Origin of the sequence: Sphingomonas sp. ABOLG (genome assembly GCF_003950435.1) — a bacterium.
GTDB lineage: Bacteria > Pseudomonadota > Alphaproteobacteria > Sphingomonadales > Sphingomonadaceae > Sphingomonas > Sphingomonas panaciterrae.
Map to the genome: position 1 here is coordinate 92,549 of NZ_QQWW01000004.1, position 17,946 is coordinate 110,494.

A 17,946-nucleotide genomic window follows, 5' to 3' on the forward strand; every position below is an offset into this window, starting at 1 on the left:
CTCGTCCCTGGCAGCTTGTGCAGGTGCACTTGCCGTGGCGACACCCGCCGTCGCCCAAGACGAGACAGGCTTTCAGGCCTATCTGCCGCAGCTTCGGGCGCAGGCGATCCGCGAGGGCGTTCGCCCGGCGACGGTGGACTCCGTCCTTCCCACGCTGACGTACAATGCGCGGGTCGTAGAGCTCGATCGTGGACAGCCGGGAAACCCGCAATCCACCCGCATCCCCCCGTTCGCGCCGTACAAGGCGCGGCATGTCGATGCCGCGCGCATCGGACGCGGGCAGAAGGCCTATGCGGCCAATCGGGCAAAGCTGTCGCGGGTCGAGGCCACGACCGGCGTCCCCGAATCGATCATGGTCGCGATCTGGGGCCATGAGACGAATTACGGTAGTTATACCGGCAACTTCGACCTGCTCCGCAGCCTCGCGACGCTCGCCTATGAAGGGCGTCGGCGGCAGTTGTTCGCGGGCGAGTTCGTCGCGACGCTCAAGATCATGGATCGCGGCATCCCGCGCGAGACGTTGAAGGGAAGCTGGGCAGGGGCCACCGGCAATCCGCAGTTCCTGCCCTCCATGTACCTGCGCCTCGCTGTCGACGGGGACGGCGACGGACGGGTCGACATATGGAACAGCCAGGCCGACACGCTGGCATCGATCGGCAATTACCTGCTGAACGCCGGCTGGCGGGCGGGGCAGCCCTGGGGCTTTGCCGTATCCGTCCCAGCGAGCTTCAATCGCGCGACGCTGACCAACCGCTTGGTGTCCCCGCGGTGTCCGCGCGTGTTCGAGCGTCACAGCAACTGGCGCACGATGGCGGAATGGCGCGCGGCCGGAATCATGCCGCAGGGCCGAAGCTGGCCAGCGGACGATGTGCTGGCGACCCTGATGGAGCCTGATGGCCCGGGACAGACGGCCTATCTGCTGACCAGCAACTATCGCGTCATCCTGGACTATAATTGCTCAAATTTCTACGCGTTGTCCGTGGGGCTGCTGGCCGATGCGGTCGAGCGCTAGGACCGTTGCCGGGTCGTTGATGCTCGGGCTGGCGTATCCCGCAACGGCGATGGGCCTGCAGGATACGCCCAGCAACCAGGAAACGGGGGCACCGCGTCCTCCTCTGCCGCCCGAAGCCGGACAGGTGGAAGGGCCAGTCGGCACCTCAGGCGCAGGACCAGCACGCTACGATCGCGTCGGCTACGCCCGCACTGCCGGGGGAGTGGGCGGCACCGATGCCGCGTTGAAGGCGGGGGCGGGGGGGACGGCACACGCGACATTGGCCCCGGGCAGCGCGGTGGAGATCACGTCGCTAGATACTGGTCGCACCATCGTGACCCGTGTCGCTGAACGGTCGCCCTTGCCGGCAGGTTTCGAGATCATCCTCTCCCCAGAAGCGGCCCGGATGCTCGCGCTGTCGCGCGAAGGGGCGTCGGCGGTTCGGGTGCGCGGTGTCACGCATCAGGGAAGCCTTGCCGGCGGCGTGTCAGCAGCGCAGCTAGATGCGCCGCCAGCATTATTGGCGGCGCTCCGGCGGCAATTGCCCGCTGCTCAGGCGCGTCCTGCAGCCGTTCCTCCGGTTAGCCGTCCCGAATCCGTTCCGGCTCGGGCGCTGCCAATCGCCGCACCTGCGCCGCCCCCGCCGACAAATGGTCGTTCCTACGCCGTGCAGGTGGCCGCGCTAAGCAATCAGGCGCGCGCCGAGGCGATCGCCAAGCAGCTGGGCGGTACTGCCCAGCGCGGCGGCGCGCTGTTCCGGATCCGCCTTGGCCCATTTTCGTCGCGTATCGACGCCGAACGGGCGCGTGACGCCGCCGTTCGCCGCGGCTATGGCGATGCTGCCATCATCGTTCAGCCCTGATATCACCGAGTAGAGCGTCCATGACCAAGCTAATGTCCTACCTGGCCGTGCCCGCAATCGCACTGTCGGTCGCCTATCCCTCCGTTGCCGCTGCGCCGCAGTTCCAGACCGTCGCGCCCGTCGCCTTCATGAAGGATCTGTCGTCGGGCGCCGTGCTCTTTGCCAAGGACGCCGATCGCCGGATGCCACCCGCCTCGATGGCGAAGATGATGACGGCCTATGTCATCTTCGACATGATCAAGCGCGGCGACCTGAAGCTGGATCAGGAATTCGAGGTTCGCCCGGAAACCTGGCGCAAGTGGCATGGCCCGTCCGCGGGCTCGACCATGTTCCTGTCGCCGGGCGAGAAGGTTTCGGTCGAGAACCTGCTGTACGGCGTGGTGGTCCTGTCGGGCAACGATGCGTGTGTCGTGCTGGCCGAGGGTGTTTCGGGCACCGAGGAAGCGTTCGTCCAGCGGATGAACGAGGCGGCGCAGAAGCTCGGCCTCAGCAATAGCCATTTTGGCAACTCGAACGGCTGGCCTGACAATGGCGTCACCTATGTCACGGCGCGCGACCTCGCGAAGCTGGCCGGTGCGACGATCGAGGAGCATCCCAAGCTCTACAAGCAGTTCTATTCGCGGCGTGAATTCACCTGGGGCAAGACGTTGGGCTCGGGGAACGCGATCACCCAGGCCAATCGCGATCCGCTGCTCGGCCGCGTTGCCGGCGCCGATGGCCTGAAGACCGGTCATACCGAGGAAGCGGGCTATGGCTTCACCGGATCCGCGGAACAGAACGGCCGACGTCTGGTGATGGTCCTGGCCGGGCTCAACACCTTCAACCAGCGGGCGAGCGAGTCCGTCCGCTTCATGGATTGGGGCTTCCGCGCCTGGCAGGCAAAACCGGTCGTGAAGCAGGGGCGCAAGGTGGCAGACGCTGCCGTGCAACTGGGAGATTCCTCCACCGTCGGGCTGGTCGCCCCGCGTGACCTGAAGGTTGCCCTTCCGGCGGGTGCGGTGCCGGCGATGAATGCGAAGGTGGTGTATCAGGGCCCGATCAAGGCGCCGATCAAGGCGGGGACGCATGTCGCCGACCTGGTCGTGACCTCGCCCGGTCTGCCGGAGCAGGTTCTGCCCCTAGTCGCCGAGACCGATGTCGAGGAAGCCGGCTTCTTCGGTCGCGCCTGGGCCGGGCTCACTGGACTGTTCAGTTGAGCGGGCGCTTCCTCTCGCTTGAGGGCGGGGAGGGGGCGGGGAAATCGACACAAGTACGGGCGCTCGCCTCCGCGCTGGAGGCGCGTGGTCTTTCGGTGCTTGTGACGAGGGAACCCGGCGGCAGCGAAGGTGCGGAGGCCATCCGCGCGCTGCTGATGCAGGGCGATGTGGCCCGCTGGAGCGCGCATGCCGAAACCCTGCTGTTCGCCGCTGCCCGCGCAGATCACGTCGAAAAGGTCATCCGCCCCGCTCTGGAAGCGGGGACGTGGGTGATCACCGATCGGTTCATCGATTCGACGCGCGCCTATCAGGGTGTCGCGGGAGGCATTGATGACGCCGCGATCCTCGCGCTGCACGGTTTCGGGGCGCGAGGGCTGTTGCCCGACCGGACCTTCGTGCTCGATGTGCCGGTCGCCGAGGGTGCACGCCGCGCCGCCATGCGCGACGGCGAGATGGCGGACCGCTTCGCCATGCGCGGGGAGCACTTCCACGCCGATGTGGCACGCGCCTTCCGCAGCTTTGCCTCGCGCGAACCCGGACGGTTCCGCATCGTCGATGCCAACCGGGCGACGGGCGACGTGACCGCCATGCTGCTGGCGGAGCTGAGCGACCTGCTGCCGTGAGCCGGGTGCGCGGCAATGCGGCGGCGCAAGCGCTTTTCCGGTCCGCGATGGATGCCGGAACGCTTCACCACGCCTGGCTGCTCAGCGGCCCGCAGGGGATCGGCAAGTCGACCTTCGCGCGCGAGACGGCGACCAGCCTGTTGAGCGAAGCCGCACGGGACCTGGGTAGCGCGCGAACCCGCGCGCTCATCGAGGCGGGATCGCACCCTGATTTCCGCGTGCTGGAGCGGTTGCCAAAGGACGGCAAGCCCGACGCCGAATTGGCGCGCAGCATCACGATTTCTCAGGTGCGCAGCCTCAACCCCCTGTTCGCGACGACGCCATCGTTGAGTTCGCGGCGGGTCATCCTGATCGATGCGGTCGACGATCTCGAGCGGTCGGGCGCGAACGCATTGCTGAAGAATCTGGAGGAGCCGCCCGCCGGCACGATCTTCCTGCTGATCAGCCACGCGCCGGGGCGGCTTCTGCCGACGGTCCGATCGCGGTGCCGGCTGCTCCGGTTCGAGCCGCTGGATCGGGAAGAGATGGCCGCAGCCCTCGACGCCCTCCTCCCCGAGGCGACACCGGACGAGCGTGACACCTTGATCCGTGTCGGGATGGGCTCGCCGGGGCGGGCGCTTCGCTTCGCCGGGCTGGGGCTCGAGAAGATCGACGAGGCGCTGCAACGCATCGCGCGAGACGGGGATCGCGACAATGCAGAACGGGTTCGCTTGATGCGCGCGCTTTCGCTGAAGGCCGCGCAGTCACGCTACGAAGCATTCCTTGATCGTGTTCCCACCTTCCTCGCGGAGCAGGCGCCGTATCGTAGCGGTCAGGCGTTGCGTACTGCACTGGACGCCTATGATGATGCCAGGCAGATCGCCTCTAGCGCGCGCGCCTTGTCGCTCGACGCGGGCGGGACGGTGTTTGAACTGGCAGGGGTGGTCGCGCGGCTCGCGCGAGGGTAGAGGCGGGGGTCTATGGGCGACCCGTTCTATATCACCACCGCAATCAGCTACCCTAACGGGCGGCCACATATCGGCCACGCATATGAGGCGATCGCCGCCGATGCGATTGCTCGCTTTCAACGGCAGGCAGGGCGCGACGTGCGTTTCCAGACCGGCACCGACGAACATGGGCTGAAGATGGTCCAGACAGCGCGCGATCGCGGCGTACCGGTTGCTGATCTAGCCACCGAGATGTCATCACATTTCAAGGCGATGTGCGACAGCCTTAACATTTCCTATGACCGCTTCATCCGTACCACCGATGCGGATCATTATGCCGCCAGCCAGGCCATCTGGCGGGCGATGGAAGCGGCCGGCGACCTGTATCTCGATCGTTATGAAGGCTGGTATTCGGTCCGCGACGAGGCGTTCTACGACGAGAAGGAGCTGACCGAGGGGGAAGGGGGCGAGAAGTTGTCCCCGCAGGGCACGCCGGTGACCTGGACCGCGGAGGAGACATGGTTCTTCCGCCTCTCCAAGTATCAGCAGCCGTTGCTGGACTTTTACACCAGCAATCCGGACTTCATCCGTCCGGAATCGCGCCGCAATGAAGTGATGCGCTTCGTTGAGGGTGGCCTGTCGGATCTGTCGATCTCGCGCACCAGCTTCGACTGGGGGGTGCCGGTGCCGGACAGTCCGGGGCACGTCATGTATGTCTGGGTCGACGCGCTGACGAACTATCTGACGGGGGTCGGCTACCCCGATGGCGATATGAAGCACTGGCCGGCCGATCTTCACCTGATCGGCAAGGACATCGTTCGCTTCCACGCGGTCTATTGGCCGGCCTTCCTGATGTCCGCCGGCATCGCGTTGCCCAAGACGGTGTTCGGCCATGGCTTCGTCCTCCATCGCGGCGAGAAGATGTCGAAGAGCCTTGGCAACGTCATTGATCCGGGCGACCTGGCGAATGCCTTCGGCGTCGATGCGCTGCGCTACTTCCTGCTGCGCGAGGTTAGCTTCGGGCAGGACGGGAGCTATTCGGCCGAGGCCATCGTGGCGCGGGTCAATGCGGAACTGGCCAATTCGTTCGGCAATCTGGCGCAACGCACCTTGTCGTTCATCGCCAAGAACCTCGGCTCACTCCCAGCGGACGGACGTGCGGAAGAGGCCGACGGCATCCTGATCGAGGAAGTCATCGTGGCGGCCGCCGGGCTGAAGGCGGCGTTCGGCGACCTGATGCTGAGCCACGGGATTGAGGCATGGATGCGCGGCGTTTTTGCCTGCAACCAGTATATCGACGCTCAGGCCCCGTGGGCGCTGCGCAAGACCGACCCCGAGCGGATGAATGCCGTCCTGCGGACGCTGGTGCGGGCCATCCGCATCCTTGCCATCGCAATCATGCCGGTCATCCCCGCCGGTGCGAGCGCGATCCTCGACCAGCTCGGCGTCGCCGCTGATGATCGTGATCATGCCGCGATCGATGACGACGGCTGGTATGCGCGTCGTGTGGCTGAGGGCGCCCCGGTTGCCGCACCATCGCCCGTGTTCCCGCGGCTCGAGATCCCAGCGGGGGCGGCCTGATGCTCGCCGACAGCCATTGCCATTTGAACTACAAGGGGCTGGTCGAGGAACAGCAAGCCATCCTCGAGCGCGCCCGCGCGCGCGGCGTCACGGCGATGCTCAACATCGCGACCCGCGAAAGCGAATGGGCGGATGTTCTCGCCACCGCCGAGCGCGAGCCGGATGTCTGGGCCACCGTTGGCATCCATCCGCATGAGGCGGATCAGCACCCGCACATCGACACTCAGCGGCTGGTAGAACGCGCGCAGCATCCGCGGGTCGTCGGCATTGGCGAATGTGGCCTCGACTATCATTACGACCACTCGGATCGCCAGCAGCAACAGCGCAGCTTCCGCGCCCATATCGCGGCCGCGCGAGAGGCTGGCGTGCCCATCGTCGTGCACACGCGCGATGCGGAGGATGATACCGCCGCCATTCTTCGTGACGAACTGGAGAAGGGGGCCTTCACCGGCGTCATTCATTGCTTCACGGGAACCGGTGAGTTCGCGGACATCGCGCTGGATCTGGGGTTTTACATTTCGATCTCCGGGATCGTCACCTTCAAGAGCGCTGCCGCGCTTCAGGAGGTTGCCGCCCGGCTCCCCGCGGACCGCTTGCTGATCGAAACCGACGCGCCCTTCCTTGCTCCCGTTCCTCATCGTGGAAAGACCGGCGAACCGGCATTCGTTGCCGACACGGCTGCCTTCCTGGCGAAGCTGCGGAGAGATGATGTCGCCGAACTACAAGAGGTTACCGCGCGCAACTTCCACAAACTCTTCAATAAAACCCTGGCATGAAGGTCCGCATTCTCGGTAGCGGCACCTCCACCGGGGTGCCGAGGATCGGGAACGACTGGGGCGAATGCGACCCCAACGAACCGCGCAACCGTCGCACCCGCGTTTCATTGCTGGTGGAGGCCGAGGGGACGCGCGTTCTTGTCGATACGGGGCCGGACATGCGACAGCAGTTGCTGGCGGCCGATGTCGGAATCGTCGACGCGGTCATCTGGACGCACGAACATGCCGATCATGTCTTCGGCATCGATGACCTGCGACAGATTTTCCATCAGCGTGGTGAACCCGTACCGGCTTACGCCCGTTCACCGACCCGCGAGCGCCTCGACGACATGTTCGGCTACGTCTTTCATGGACGTGGCGGATATCCGCCGACCGTTTCCCTGAGCGCTCTGCCTGACCGGATCAACATTGGCCCGCTCACCATCAGTTCGACGGATCAACCGCATGGAAGGATCACCTCGGCGGGGCTGCGGTTCGAGCACGGTGGAAAGTCTGTCGGTTACGCGACAGACCTCAGCGGGATGACAAGGGAGATGCGCGCGCTTTACGGCAACCTCGATCTCTGGATCGTGGATGCGCTGCGTCGCAAACCACACCCGAGTCATCCGCATCTCGGCAAGGCGTTGCAATGGATCGAGGAGCTAGCGCCCGGCCACGCGGTTCTCACGCACATGGATCAGTCGATGGACTATGCGACGCTTCGAGCGGAACTGCCGCCGCACGTTGAGCCGGGATATGACGGCCTGGAGTTCGACTTGTGATCGACGGCGCGCAGGTGTGGCTGCTTGCATTGATGCTGATCCTGCCGATTTCGGCGCTCGTTGCGCGGCGGTTGCCCATGCGCCAGTCAATAAAGCTCGCGCTTATCTGGATTGTGCTGTTCGCGGTCGTGACGCTGGTATTCACGCAAATCGAGCAGTTTGCCCGGTAACGCAGTGCGTGCGCCACGTAAGAGGGCGGCACCGTTCGACACTTGCTATTTAACATAATATATATTATCGCATTATTCGGCTTTGGCATTGGGCCTACGTTTGCGGAAGTTGTGCGGCCGGTTTATCGCCCGCCTATGTCAGATGCATCCTCCGCTCTCGTGCGACTTCAGGCAATCATGGCCCGACTGCGGGATCCTGTTGCGGGCTGTGAATGGGACAAGGTGCAGACCTTTCAATCGATCGCGCCCTGCACCATTGAGGAAGCCTATGAGGTTGCCGACGCGTGCGACCGCGGCGATATGCATGAGCTGAAGGATGAACTCGGCGACCTGTTGCTACAGGTCGTGTTCCACAGCCGAATGGCTGAGGAAGCGGGCCATTTCGACCTGAAGGACGTTGCTGCGGCGATCGCGGACAAGATGGAGCGGCGCCATCCCCACATCTTCGGGGACGCCCCCGATGGCGGGCATCACCTGTGGGAAACGATCAAGGCTGAAGAACGCGCCGCGAAGGACGACGGCAGTGCGCTTGCTGGGGTTGCGCTTGGTCTGCCGGCGCTGCTGCGGGCCGAGAAACTACAAAAGCGCGCCGGCCGCGTCGGCTTCGACTGGCCCGACGCGAACGGTCCGCTTCAAAAGATCCATGAGGAAATAGAGGAAGTTATCGAAGCGAGCGATGAGGATCGTAAGGAAGAGGTCGGCGATCTTTTATTCGCGGTAGTGAATTGGGCCAGGCATCTCGGCGTGGATACCGAGGCTGCGCTTCGATCCGCCAATGCCAAGTTCGAAACGCGTTTCCGGGCCATGGAAACAGCCGCCGGCGGTTCGATCGCGGCACTCGACCTCGACGACCAGGAATCGCTCTGGTCCGAAGTGAAGCAGGCTGAAAAGGCGGCCGCGAAAGACTAGAGGGCGGAGCATCGTGCCCCGCCCTCCTTTCAGGTCTCTGCCTCTCCTGGGCAACGCTCGTTGAAGCGGGCGAAGTCACCGGGCGCCATGCGCACTTCATAGATGGCTGTATCACCCTCGATCACCTGATCGATGACCTCGCCATGTTGGTGCAGCCACGCCGCACCGGCGCCGTCGCTGGTGGCGAGACGGATCGAGTATCGCTGATGCCCCTGCGTCAACCGGTCGGATAACAGCCGGACAAGTTCATCGGCCCCTTCCCCCTTGATCGCGGACAGGGGAACCACATCATCGCGACGCGCCGCCTCGGCGAGCAGATGATCCCGATCCGGTCCATCAAGCAGATCGATCTTGTTCCAAGCCTCGATCCGCGGCGTCGCCTCCGACACGCCGATCTCTGCCAGCACCGCCTCCACATCCGCCTTCTGCGCAGTCGTATCGGGATGTGCCACGTCGCGGACATGGACCAGCAAGTCAGCGGAGATCACCTCTTCCAGCGTTGCCTTGAACGCCGCGACAAGTTGGGTCGGCAGTTCCGACACAAAGCCGACGGTGTCCGACAGGATCGCCTTGTCGATGCCCGGAAGGCTGATCTGACGAAGCGTCGGATCGAGCGTCGCGAAGAGGAGATCTTCGGCCATTACATGCGCGCCGGTGAGACGGTTGAAGAGCGTCGATTTCCCCGCGTTGGTATATCCGACAAGCGCGATGACCGGCCAGGGCGCGCGTTGACGGCGTTCCCGGTGAAGGCCGCGCGTGCGCGTCACCTGATCGAGCTCGCGCCGCAACCGTGCCATGCGATCCCGGATCAGTCGCCGATCGGCCTCGATCTGCGTCTCACCCGGGCCACCGAGGAAGCCGAAGCCGCCGCGCTGACGTTCAAGGTGAGTCCAGCTGCGTACCAGCCGGCCCGCCTGATAATCGAGGTGTGCCAGCTCCACCTGCAGCCGACCTTCGGCAGTCGCAGCACGCTCGCCAAAGATCTCCAGGATGAGACCGGTCCGGTCGATGACCTTTGCTTCAAGCTGAGTCTCGAGGTTGCGCTGCTGGATTGGGGAGAGCGCCGCATCGAACACGAACAAGGTGGCCTCTTCCTGCCGCCCGAGTGTCGCCAGCTGCTCAACCTGCCCCGATCCGATCAGCGTCGCGGCACGCGGCGTGCGCACGCGAACGGCATGCCGTTCGACGACATCGACGCCGATGGCGGCAGCAAGGCCCGCGGTTTCTTCAAGCCGCGCATCGGCATCACGCGAGGAGCCACCAAGATCGGGGTACACGACGATGGCGCGCGCACCCCGGGCGAATTCCTCGGGATCGCGGTCAAAACCGGTGCTCAATCCTCGTCAGACCCGCCGTTCTCGTCCGCCAGGTTCAACGCACGAGCAGGCTGGATGGTGGACACCGCATGCTTGTAGACCAGCTGCGACGTGCCATCGCGCTGAAGCAGCATGCAGAACAGGTCGAATGCCGCGATCTGGCCCTGCAGCATCACGCCGTTGACCAGGAACATCGTTACCGAATCCTCGGAGCGACGCACCGCGTTGAGGAAAATCTCCTGTAGCAGCGGCTGCTTCTTCGTCGTTTCGCCCAGCTGATCGACGATCGCGGCCACATCGATCTGCGCGCCCGGCATGATCGTGGAAATCGCGTGCTTGTAGATGAGCTGGCTCTGTCCGTCGCGGCGCAGGAGGACCGAGAAATTGTCGAACCAGGTGACAATGCCCTGAAGCTTGACGCCCTTTACGAGGAAAAGCGTGACCGGGGTCTTCGACTTGCGCAGGGCGTTGAGGAAGAGATCTTGAAGAGAGCTTTGCTTATCGGCCATCGTTCGATGCCCTTTCGTGTTTTTGGCGAGGTTTTCCCCGCGATGCGCCGGTGCCCGGCGTCGGATGCGGCCCAAACGGCACGCTTTGCCCTATGTAGGGAGCCGCCCGATGCTGGTCCAGATCGATCAATCCTCGCGCGTGTCCGTAATCCCCAGCAGCTTCAGCTTGCGGTGCAATGCGGAGCGCTCCATTCCGATGAAGGTCGCCGTCCGCGAAATATTACCCGAGAACCGGCGGATCTGCACCTTCAGATATTCCCGCTCGAACGTCTCACGTGCTTCGCGCAACGGCGCGCCCATGATCGCGTTCGCACCGCCGCCCCCCTGATCGCCGAGCACCTCCCCAGGTAACAGGTCGACATCGATCCGCGCGATGCGATCGCCCGGGGCAAGGATGATGGTCCGCTCGACGACGTTGCGCAGCTGCCGCACGTTGCCGGGCCAATCGTAGGATTGCAGCGCCACCATCGCGTCGGTCGCGACTTCCGGCGTCGTGACCCGGCGCTGTGCCGCATAATGCGCAACGAAATGCTCCACCAGCGCGGGAATGTCCTCGCGCCGCTCCGCCAGCGAGGGAATGACGACGGGCACCACGTTCAGCCGGTAATATAGATCCTCGCGGAAGCGCCCGTCGGCGATCTCCTGCGTCAGATCCCGGCCGGTCGCCGACACCACCCGCACGTCGACCTTCACCACGCGCGTCCCGCCGACCCGCGTGAAGCTTTGATCGGTCAGCACGCGCAGTATCCGCCCCTGGGTGGTGATCGGCATGTCAGCGATCTCGTCCAGGAACAGCGTGCCGCCGTGGGCCTGCTCCAAGAGACCGGGTCGAACGAGGTCGCCCCCCTCCTCCACGCCGAACAATTCTTCCTCGACACGTTCGGGCGTCATGTTGGCGGCACTGACCACCACGAAGGGCGCGGCGGCTCGCTGGCTCCAGCCATGAAGGAGCCGCGCTGCCACTTCCTTGCCGACACCTGCCGGGCCGACGATCATCACCCGGCTCCCGGTCGCGGCGACGCGCTTCAACGTGGCACGAACGGCATTGATCGCGCTGGAGCTGCCCGTCAGGTCGGTATCGCTGCCAGCGGAGGCACGAAGATTTGCCACTTCGCGGCGCAGACGCTCGGTTTCGGTTGCCCGCTCCACCATCAGCAGCAGGCGTTCGGCCTGGAACGGCTTTTCGATGAAGTCGGCCGCACCCTGCCGGATCGCGGCGACGGCCGTGTCGAGATTGCCATGGCCCGAGATGACGAGGACCGGGATCGAGGAGTCCCGCCGCTTGATCTCGGCGAGTAGTTCCAGGCCGTCGAGACGCGAGCCTTGAAGCCACACGTCAAGCAGGACCAGGCTGGGGCGGCGCGCAGAGATCGCTTCCAGCGCGGCATCGCTGTCCGCCGCGGTGCGGGTGTCATACCCCTCGTCCTCGAGCACACCGGATACGAGTTCGCGGATATCGAGTTCATCGTCGACGACAAGGATGTCTAACGCCATGGCTTATGCGGTCCGATTGCGAGTCAGGGCGGCGAAACTGCCGCCTACGGTCTCAGATTGATCGTCTTCTCGTCCGGCGACGCCGGCCAGCATGACCACGTCAAAGGTCATGGTCACCAGCGTGCCGCCCTCGGGACGGTCGGTGAAGGTGATGGTTCCGAAATGTTCCTCCACGATTTTCTTCACGATGGCGAGGCCGAGGCCAGTGCCGCGCGCGCGGGTGGTCATATACGGCTCGACGATACGATCGCGCTCAGGGGGCAGCCCAATGCCGTCGTCAGCGACGGTGATCACTGCACGGCCATCCTCTTGCGTCAGGGTCATCAGGATCGTGCCCTCCCCTCGCCCGGTCGCTTCGATCGCCTCTACCGCGTTCTTCACGATATTGGTCAGCGCCTGTCCGACCTGGCGGCGATCACAGACGAGGACCGGTCCCGGTTCGTCATGTCGCATCTCGAAGCGGATGCCCGCATGCGCGACCTCGTGCAGGAACATCGTTTGACGCGCGACGTCGACCAGCGACTCTTCACGGAACACCGGCTTGGGCATCCGCGCGAAGGACGAGAATTCGTCGACCATGCGGCGCAGATCGCCGACCTGCCGCACGATCGTCTCGGTCAGCCGGCTGAATGTCGTGTCCCCTTCCTCCACCTTGGCGCCATAACGGCGCTGCAGGCGCTCGGCAGCCAATTGGATCGGGGTCAGCGGGTTCTTGATCTCGTGCGCAATACGCCGCGCGACATCCGACCAAGCCGCGCGGCGCTGGTCCAGCAACTGCTGAGTGATGTCGTCGAAGGTCAGGATCGGGCCGGTTGGAACACGGGCGATCCGTACAGCCAGCGTGCGCGCCTCGCCGGCCGCTGCCAGCTGAATGATCGCCTCCCGCGCTGTCCCGTCGAGCAACGCTGCCAGTTCCGGCGCGACGACGGACAGCGGCATGCCGATCGGTGGATCGCTGAGACCCAGCAGCATCTGCGCCGAATTGTTGATCAGCCGGATCGTCCGATCTGGCGCGATCGAAATGACGCCAGCGGAGACCCCCGACATAACGGCCTCGATCAGCGAGCGACGGCTGTCGAGTTGGGCGTTCGCGGTAACCAGCGCCGTATTCTGCTCCTCGATGCGCTCTGTCATGCGGTTGAACGCGTTCGACAAAGTGCCAACCTCGTCCCGCTCCTGCGTTTCCGGCACACGGGCCGTCAGGTCGCCGCCTTCCACCCGCCGCGCTGCGTTGACCAGTTCCGCGACCGGCCGGACTAGCCGGTCCGCAACGGCCAGCGCGATCCATACCGCGACACCGACGATCAACAGCGACAGCAGGAGCAGCGCAGCGTTGAAGCGCAGTTGCAGCGTGCGAGCGCGCACCAGAAGCTGGCGATAATTGGCCAGTGCGGCCTCGGCTCGCTCGGTCTGGGTGGTCATTTCCTTCGGATTGGTCACACGTGCTGCGTAGAGATACACGCGGCTGGACCCCGGCAACCGCGTCACCGTCTGGATCCGGTCGCCCGTCACGGTCACCACACTGCGCTGACCGCGCGCCAGCTTTCGTACCGCCTCCGCCGACACCTGACGTGCCAGATCCAGGTCATAGGGGTTGACGAAAGCGAGCGTCTGCAACTCGCCATTCGGTGCCACCTGAAACAGCAACGCCTCGGACAGGCTGCGAAAATAGGTTTGCTGGAACAGGAACGCGCGGAACTGGGGGTCCTCGATCGGCCGCTCGTTCAGTTCGGTCGAGATATCGCTCGCCATCGTGACGGTGGCTTCTTCCCACCGCTGGAGGATCTGGTTGTAGGAGGTGCGCGTCAGCGTCGTCGCGTTCTCGAACACCGCACGCGCGCGGTCCGAGTACCAGAATTGCACGCCATATTGGAACAACAGGGAGGCGGCGATCGTGACGAGCACCATCGGCACGGCGGCAACGATCGAGAAGAGCGCGACGAGGCGGACGTGAAGCCGCCCCTCGCCGCCAACCGGGGAGCGCGCCGCGCGGCGGCGTGCGATCCGGCGCCCCAGCAGCATCATCAACGCCACGCCGGGGACAAGATTGGCGACCAGCAACAGTGCCACAACGGCAGGCGCGATCAGCCCCTCCGGACGGCCCGTGTGGGCCACGACGACATACGTCGCGAACGCTATGCCGATGGCAATCGCAAGAACGCCGATCTCGACCGCAGGCGTTACGCTCCAGCGGCGCGGCAGGGCGACCAGGTCGGTTGTTCGAGGTGCCGTGCCGGCAGTCATCTCGGTAACGCTACAACAAGAGTGTTGCAGAGAAAACACATAATACGTGCGTTCACCGCGCCTCTGGTGCGGGTGGGCGGACGGCGGGATCTATACCAAGCGTATCCAGCCGTTTTCTCAAGGTGTTCCGGTTCAATCCGATCGCCCGGGCAGCGCGGAGTTGATTGCCACCGTGGCGAGCCAGCATCACCTCGATCAAGGGACGCTCCACCTCGGCCAGCAGCCGGTCATAGAGCGTCCCGTCGTCCAGCGACCTTGGATCACAGCGGGCTAGCCGTTCGATGAAGGCGCGGACCGCAGCCTCCAGCCCGAGATCGGCAGGCAGCGAGACTGCCTGCCCCCCGCCCTGCCCCAGCATGGCCGCGATTTCGCCGGCCGAAATACTTTCGTCCCGTGACAGCGCCGCCAGGCGTCGCATCAGGTTTTCGAGCTGGCGAACATTGCCCGGCCAGTCATGCTCAGCCAGCGATGTCACCGCGTCATCATCGAGGACCTTGCGCGGCAAGCCTGCGTCCGCTGCGCGCTCGAGAAAATGGCGGGCCAGGATCGCAATGTCCTCGCGCCGCTCGCGTAGCGCGGGAAGATCGATCGGAACGACGTTCAGGCGGTAATAGAGGTCTTCGCGAAACTGCCCGTTGGCAACGGCCTGCTGGAGCGCGCGATTGGTGGCCGCGACGATCCGGACGTCGGCGCGCATGATCCGCGTACCGCCCACCGTCGTGAACTCGCCGGACTGAAGCACGCGCAGCAATCGCGTCTGCGCCTCGATCGGCATGTCGCCAATCTCATCAAGGAACAATGTGCCCCCCGCGGCCTGTTCGAACCGCCCCGCCGTGCGCTGCGCCGCGCCTGTGAACGCGCCGCGTTCATACCCGAACAGCTCCGCCTCGATCAGGTCCCGCGGGATTGCAGCCATGTTGATCGCCACGAAGGGCGCGGAACGGCGCGGTCCCAAGTCGTGGATGGCGCGCGCAACCAACTCCTTGCCCGTCCCCGACTCACCGGAAATGAGAACCGTCAGGTCATTCGAGACGACTCGGGCAATGACGCGGTAAACCTCCTGCATCGCCGGCGAACGGCCGATCAGCGGCAGGCTGGCGTCCTCCCCGTCCTCGCTACGCGGTGCAAGCTCGCGACGACGGGCCAGAGCAGCCGCGACGGTGCGAGTCAGCGTTTCGAGATCGAAGGGCTTCGGCAGGTAATCATAGGCGCCAGCCTCGTTCGCGCGGACAGCGGTGGTCAGCGTGTTGCGGGCGGAGAGAACGATGACGGGGAGGTTCGGCAACTCGCGGGACAGGCGCTCGGTCACGTCGATGCCATCGCCGTCGGGCAGCACCACGTCGGTCAGCAGAACATCGGGCCGGCCCGCGGCGAGTTCGCGGTCCAGGTCCGCGATGCTCGACGCGGTGCGTACATTATGACCAGCACGTCGCAGCGCCTGGGCCACGACCACCCGGATCGCGTCATCATCATCAACCAGCAGGATCGCGCCGCCCGCCATCAGTCGGCGGCCCGCTGCAGCAGTATCCGGAACACCGTCTCGTTCGGCATGCCTTCACGTGAATATTGCACGATCCCGCCCATATCGCGGACCAGCTTGTCGACCAGCGCGAGGCCCAAGCCCTTCCCCTCCGGGCGGCTGGACACGAAGGGATCGAACAAATGCTCGGCAATATCCTCGGGCGCCCCGGGACCGCTATCGATCACGCAGATCTCGATGGGCAATGGCATCCGCGGGCGTCCGGGCGCAGGTGCGACCGACATGCCGAGCCGAAACGAGGTGGTGAGCGTAATCCGCCGCTCGCCGATCGGGCCAAGGGCGGTGGCCGCATTCTTCATGAGGTTGAGCAGGACCTGCAACAAGGCGTCTCGGTTCGCCAGCGCCGGGGGGAGCGATGGATCGAAGCGCTCCTCAATCGTGATCCCCCGGGCAAACCCGGCACTTGCCGCATCGCGCGCGTGCGCCAGCAACGGATAAATGTTGAGCGGCTCCACGGCGAGCGGACGCGTGTCGGTGAAATCCTCCATCCGGTCGATCAACGCCGTCACCCGATCGACCTCATCGATCACCAGGCGGGTCAGTTCAGCCGGCTCCGCACCGTCCGCGATCAGTTGCGCGGCCCCGCGAATACTCGACAACGGGTTCTTGATCTCGTGCGCCAGCATGGCCGCCGCCCCTACCGCTGAGCGCGCGGCCGCAGCGCGATCGGCGGATACGCCCAGGCGCCGGGATGTCGCGGCATTATGGAGCGTTATGACCCGCCAGCCGGGCTGGTCCAGCAATTCCGTCGCCGCCAGATCAACGCGCAGCCGCTGGCCGCGTGCCGTCGTCAACGCGAGGTCAAAGGCCGCGAATGCCCTTCCCTCCTGCCCGTCCACCTCATCCGGCAATGGCAGTACGTCGCCGAGCGCCCGACCCCTCATCGCCCGTTCGGAAAGGTTGAGCAGCAGCTCGCACTCGGCATTGGCCTGTGCGATCCTCGTCTCCGGGTCCACGACCATCACGGCGACTGGCAAGGCTGCCAACAGATCGGCCGGATCGGGACCGCGCCGCGCCTGCATCAGGCAGCGGCGTTCAGGCGATATGGCGCGTAGAATTCTGCCAGCATGGCGAGCACGCGCTGGGCATCGGCCTGCTGGTTCACCGCGTTGCGGAACTCTGCAGAACCGTGGATCCCCTTGGTGTACCAACCGATATGCTTGCGCGCCATATTGACGCCAGTCACCGTGCCATAATGGCTCAGCATTGCCTCATAATGCTCTACGATCACGCGATATTGTTCGTCGAGCGACGGGTCCGCACGCGGCGTTCTGCCCGCCAGCGCATCCATCACCTGCCCGAGCAGCCAGGGACGACCATAAGCACCACGCCCGATCATCACGCCATCGGCACCTGACTGGTCCAGCGCCGCCTCTGCATCGGCGATTGAGCAGATGTCGCCATTGACGATCACGGGCAGCTCGATCGCATCCTTCACCTGCCGGACGAAGCTCCAGTCGGCGGAGCCCTTGTACATCTGGTTCCGGGTGCGGCCGTGAACCGTGATCATCTTCGCGCCGAGATCCTGCGCAATGCGGGCAAGCTCTGGCGCGTTCAGGCTGTCATGGCACCAACCCATGCGCATCTTCACCGTTACGGGCGCCGACACGGCCTTAACCACCGCGTCAATGATCGCGCCCGCGTTCTTCAGATCACGCATCAGCGCAGATCCGGCATCCCCGCTGGTGACCTTGCGCACGGGGCAGCCCATGTTGATGTCGATGATCGCGGCGCCCTTTTCCTCCGCGAGCTTGGCTGCCTCCGCCATCTCATAAGGCGTGCAACCGACCAGCTGCATCGAGACTGGCTCTTCGGACAGATGCCACGCCGCCTTCTGGATCGACTGCCGCGTCTCGCGGATCGCCGCCTGGCTGGCGATCATCTCGGTCACGTTCAGGCCCGACCCATAGCGCCGCACCAGCGTCCGGAACGGCTGATCAGTGACGCCAGTCATCGGCGCGAGCACGACTGGCTCGTCGATCCGCACGGGTCCGATCTGGATAGGGGCGAGCTTACGCATCAACAGTCTGCCTGAAAAACGGGCAGGT

The 17,946-nt window shown here is 64.9% G+C and carries 17 protein-coding genes; 10 read left to right on the forward strand and 7 right to left on the reverse strand.

The window, feature by feature from the left end; all coding sequences use genetic code 11:
* Positions 1-34 precede the first annotated feature (34 nt).
* From CA236_RS06035 to mazG, 10 genes are all read left to right on the forward strand, one after another.
* Complete coding sequence (locus CA236_RS06035) at positions 35-1,012, forward strand: lytic murein transglycosylase (protein ID WP_125944939.1); 978 nt, start codon at positions 35-37, stop codon at positions 1,010-1,012.
* Between the two features lie 19 nt (positions 1,013-1,031).
* The gene (locus tag CA236_RS06040) at positions 1,032-1,853 is read left to right on the forward strand and encodes an SPOR domain-containing protein (RefSeq protein WP_164518882.1); all 822 of its coding nucleotides are present in this window, start codon (positions 1,032-1,034) and stop codon (positions 1,851-1,853) included.
* A 20-nt stretch (positions 1,854-1,873) separates the two neighbouring features.
* Positions 1,874-3,049, forward strand: a complete 1,176-nt coding sequence (locus CA236_RS06045) for a D-alanyl-D-alanine carboxypeptidase family protein (protein ID WP_046410571.1) — start codon at positions 1,874-1,876, stop codon at positions 3,047-3,049.
* Complete coding sequence (gene tmk, locus CA236_RS06050) at positions 3,046-3,672, forward strand: dTMP kinase (RefSeq protein WP_125944941.1); 627 nt, start codon at positions 3,046-3,048, stop codon at positions 3,670-3,672. Before CA236_RS06045 ends, tmk begins: the two co-directional genes overlap by 4 nt.
* Entirely contained in the window at positions 3,669-4,619 is a 951-nt protein-coding gene (locus tag CA236_RS06055; protein ID WP_125944942.1) for an AAA family ATPase, read from the forward strand. Before tmk ends, CA236_RS06055 begins: the two co-directional genes overlap by 4 nt.
* A gap of 12 nt (positions 4,620-4,631) precedes the next feature.
* A complete protein-coding gene (gene metG, locus CA236_RS06060; protein ID WP_125944943.1) occupies positions 4,632-6,179 on the forward strand; it encodes a methionine--tRNA ligase in 1,548 nt (515 codons plus the stop codon).
* Positions 6,179-6,955 (forward strand): TatD family hydrolase, encoded by a 777-nt coding sequence (locus tag CA236_RS06065; RefSeq protein ID WP_125944944.1) that lies wholly within the window; start codon positions 6,179-6,181, stop codon positions 6,953-6,955. The genes metG and CA236_RS06065 overlap by 1 nt, the downstream gene beginning before the upstream one ends.
* The gene (locus CA236_RS06070) at positions 6,952-7,716 is read left to right on the forward strand and encodes an MBL fold metallo-hydrolase (protein WP_125944945.1); all 765 of its coding nucleotides are present in this window, start codon (positions 6,952-6,954) and stop codon (positions 7,714-7,716) included. Before CA236_RS06065 ends, CA236_RS06070 begins: the two co-directional genes overlap by 4 nt.
* On the forward strand, positions 7,713-7,886 hold the full coding sequence (locus CA236_RS18715; RefSeq protein ID WP_164518883.1) for a hypothetical protein: 174 nt from the start codon (positions 7,713-7,715) through the stop codon (positions 7,884-7,886). Before CA236_RS06070 ends, CA236_RS18715 begins: the two co-directional genes overlap by 4 nt.
* A gap of 135 nt (positions 7,887-8,021) precedes the next feature.
* Positions 8,022-8,795 carry a nucleoside triphosphate pyrophosphohydrolase gene (mazG, locus tag CA236_RS06075; protein WP_125944946.1) on the forward strand — a complete coding sequence of 258 codons (774 nt, stop codon included), beginning with the start codon at positions 8,022-8,024 and terminating at the stop codon, positions 8,793-8,795.
* 29 nt (positions 8,796-8,824) lie between these two features.
* Here mazG and hflX read toward each other — a convergent pair whose 3' ends face one another.
* From hflX to dusB, 7 genes are read right to left on the reverse strand one after another with little or no spacing between them, the layout of a single operon-like run.
* On the reverse strand, positions 8,825-10,132 hold the full coding sequence (gene hflX / locus CA236_RS06080) for a GTPase HflX (RefSeq protein WP_125944947.1): 1,308 nt from the start codon (positions 10,130-10,132) through the stop codon (positions 8,825-8,827).
* On the reverse strand, positions 10,129-10,695 hold the full coding sequence (gene hfq / locus CA236_RS06085; protein WP_277600063.1) for an RNA chaperone Hfq: 567 nt from the start codon (positions 10,693-10,695) through the stop codon (positions 10,129-10,131). The genes hflX and hfq overlap by 4 nt, the downstream gene beginning before the upstream one ends.
* Positions 10,696-10,746: 51 nt before the next feature.
* Entirely contained in the window at positions 10,747-12,114 is a 1,368-nt protein-coding gene (locus CA236_RS06090; RefSeq protein WP_125944949.1) for a sigma-54 dependent transcriptional regulator, read from the reverse strand.
* A gap of 3 nt (positions 12,115-12,117) precedes the next feature.
* A complete protein-coding gene (locus CA236_RS06095) occupies positions 12,118-14,358 on the reverse strand; it encodes an ATP-binding protein (RefSeq protein WP_125944950.1) in 2,241 nt (746 codons plus the stop codon).
* Between the two features lie 52 nt (positions 14,359-14,410).
* Positions 14,411-15,859 (reverse strand): nitrogen regulation protein NR(I), encoded by a 1,449-nt coding sequence (gene ntrC, locus CA236_RS06100; protein WP_206430517.1) that lies wholly within the window; start codon positions 15,857-15,859, stop codon positions 14,411-14,413.
* Entirely contained in the window at positions 15,859-16,920 is a 1,062-nt protein-coding gene (locus CA236_RS06105) for an ATP-binding protein (protein WP_125944952.1), read from the reverse strand. The genes ntrC and CA236_RS06105 overlap by 1 nt, the downstream gene beginning before the upstream one ends.
* A complete protein-coding gene (gene dusB / locus CA236_RS06110; protein WP_046410592.1) occupies positions 16,920-17,918 on the reverse strand; it encodes a tRNA dihydrouridine synthase DusB in 999 nt (332 codons plus the stop codon). Before dusB ends, CA236_RS06105 begins: the two co-directional genes overlap by 1 nt.
* Between the last annotated feature and the right edge of the window lie 28 nt (positions 17,919-17,946).

Bases quoted from the DNA above. Each gene is read 5' to 3' on its own strand.
- CA236_RS06065 (WP_125944944.1), top strand. From the start codon at position 6,179: ATGCTCGCCGACAGCCATTGCCATTTGAACTACAAGGGGCTGGTCGAG.
- CA236_RS06090 (WP_125944949.1), bottom strand. From the start codon at position 12,114: ATGGCGTTAGACATCCTTGTCGTCGACGATGAACTCGATATCCGCGAA.
- CA236_RS06045 (WP_046410571.1), top strand. From the start codon at position 1,874: ATGACCAAGCTAATGTCCTACCTGGCCGTGCCCGCAATCGCACTGTCG.
- CA236_RS06105 (WP_125944952.1), bottom strand. From the start codon at position 16,920: ATGCAGGCGCGGCGCGGTCCCGATCCGGCCGATCTGTTGGCAGCCTTG.
- ntrC (WP_206430517.1), bottom strand. From the start codon at position 15,859: ATGGCGGGCGGCGCGATCCTGCTGGTTGATGATGATGACGCGATCCGG.
- metG (WP_125944943.1), top strand. From the start codon at position 4,632: ATGGGCGACCCGTTCTATATCACCACCGCAATCAGCTACCCTAACGGG.
- mazG (WP_125944946.1), top strand. From the start codon at position 8,022: ATGTCAGATGCATCCTCCGCTCTCGTGCGACTTCAGGCAATCATGGCC.
- dusB (WP_046410592.1), bottom strand. From the start codon at position 17,918: ATGCGTAAGCTCGCCCCTATCCAGATCGGACCCGTGCGGATCGACGAG.
- CA236_RS06040 (WP_164518882.1), top strand. From the start codon at position 1,032: ATGCTCGGGCTGGCGTATCCCGCAACGGCGATGGGCCTGCAGGATACG.
- CA236_RS06070 (WP_125944945.1), top strand. From the start codon at position 6,952: ATGAAGGTCCGCATTCTCGGTAGCGGCACCTCCACCGGGGTGCCGAGG.
- CA236_RS06095 (WP_125944950.1), bottom strand. From the start codon at position 14,358: ATGACTGCCGGCACGGCACCTCGAACAACCGACCTGGTCGCCCTGCCG.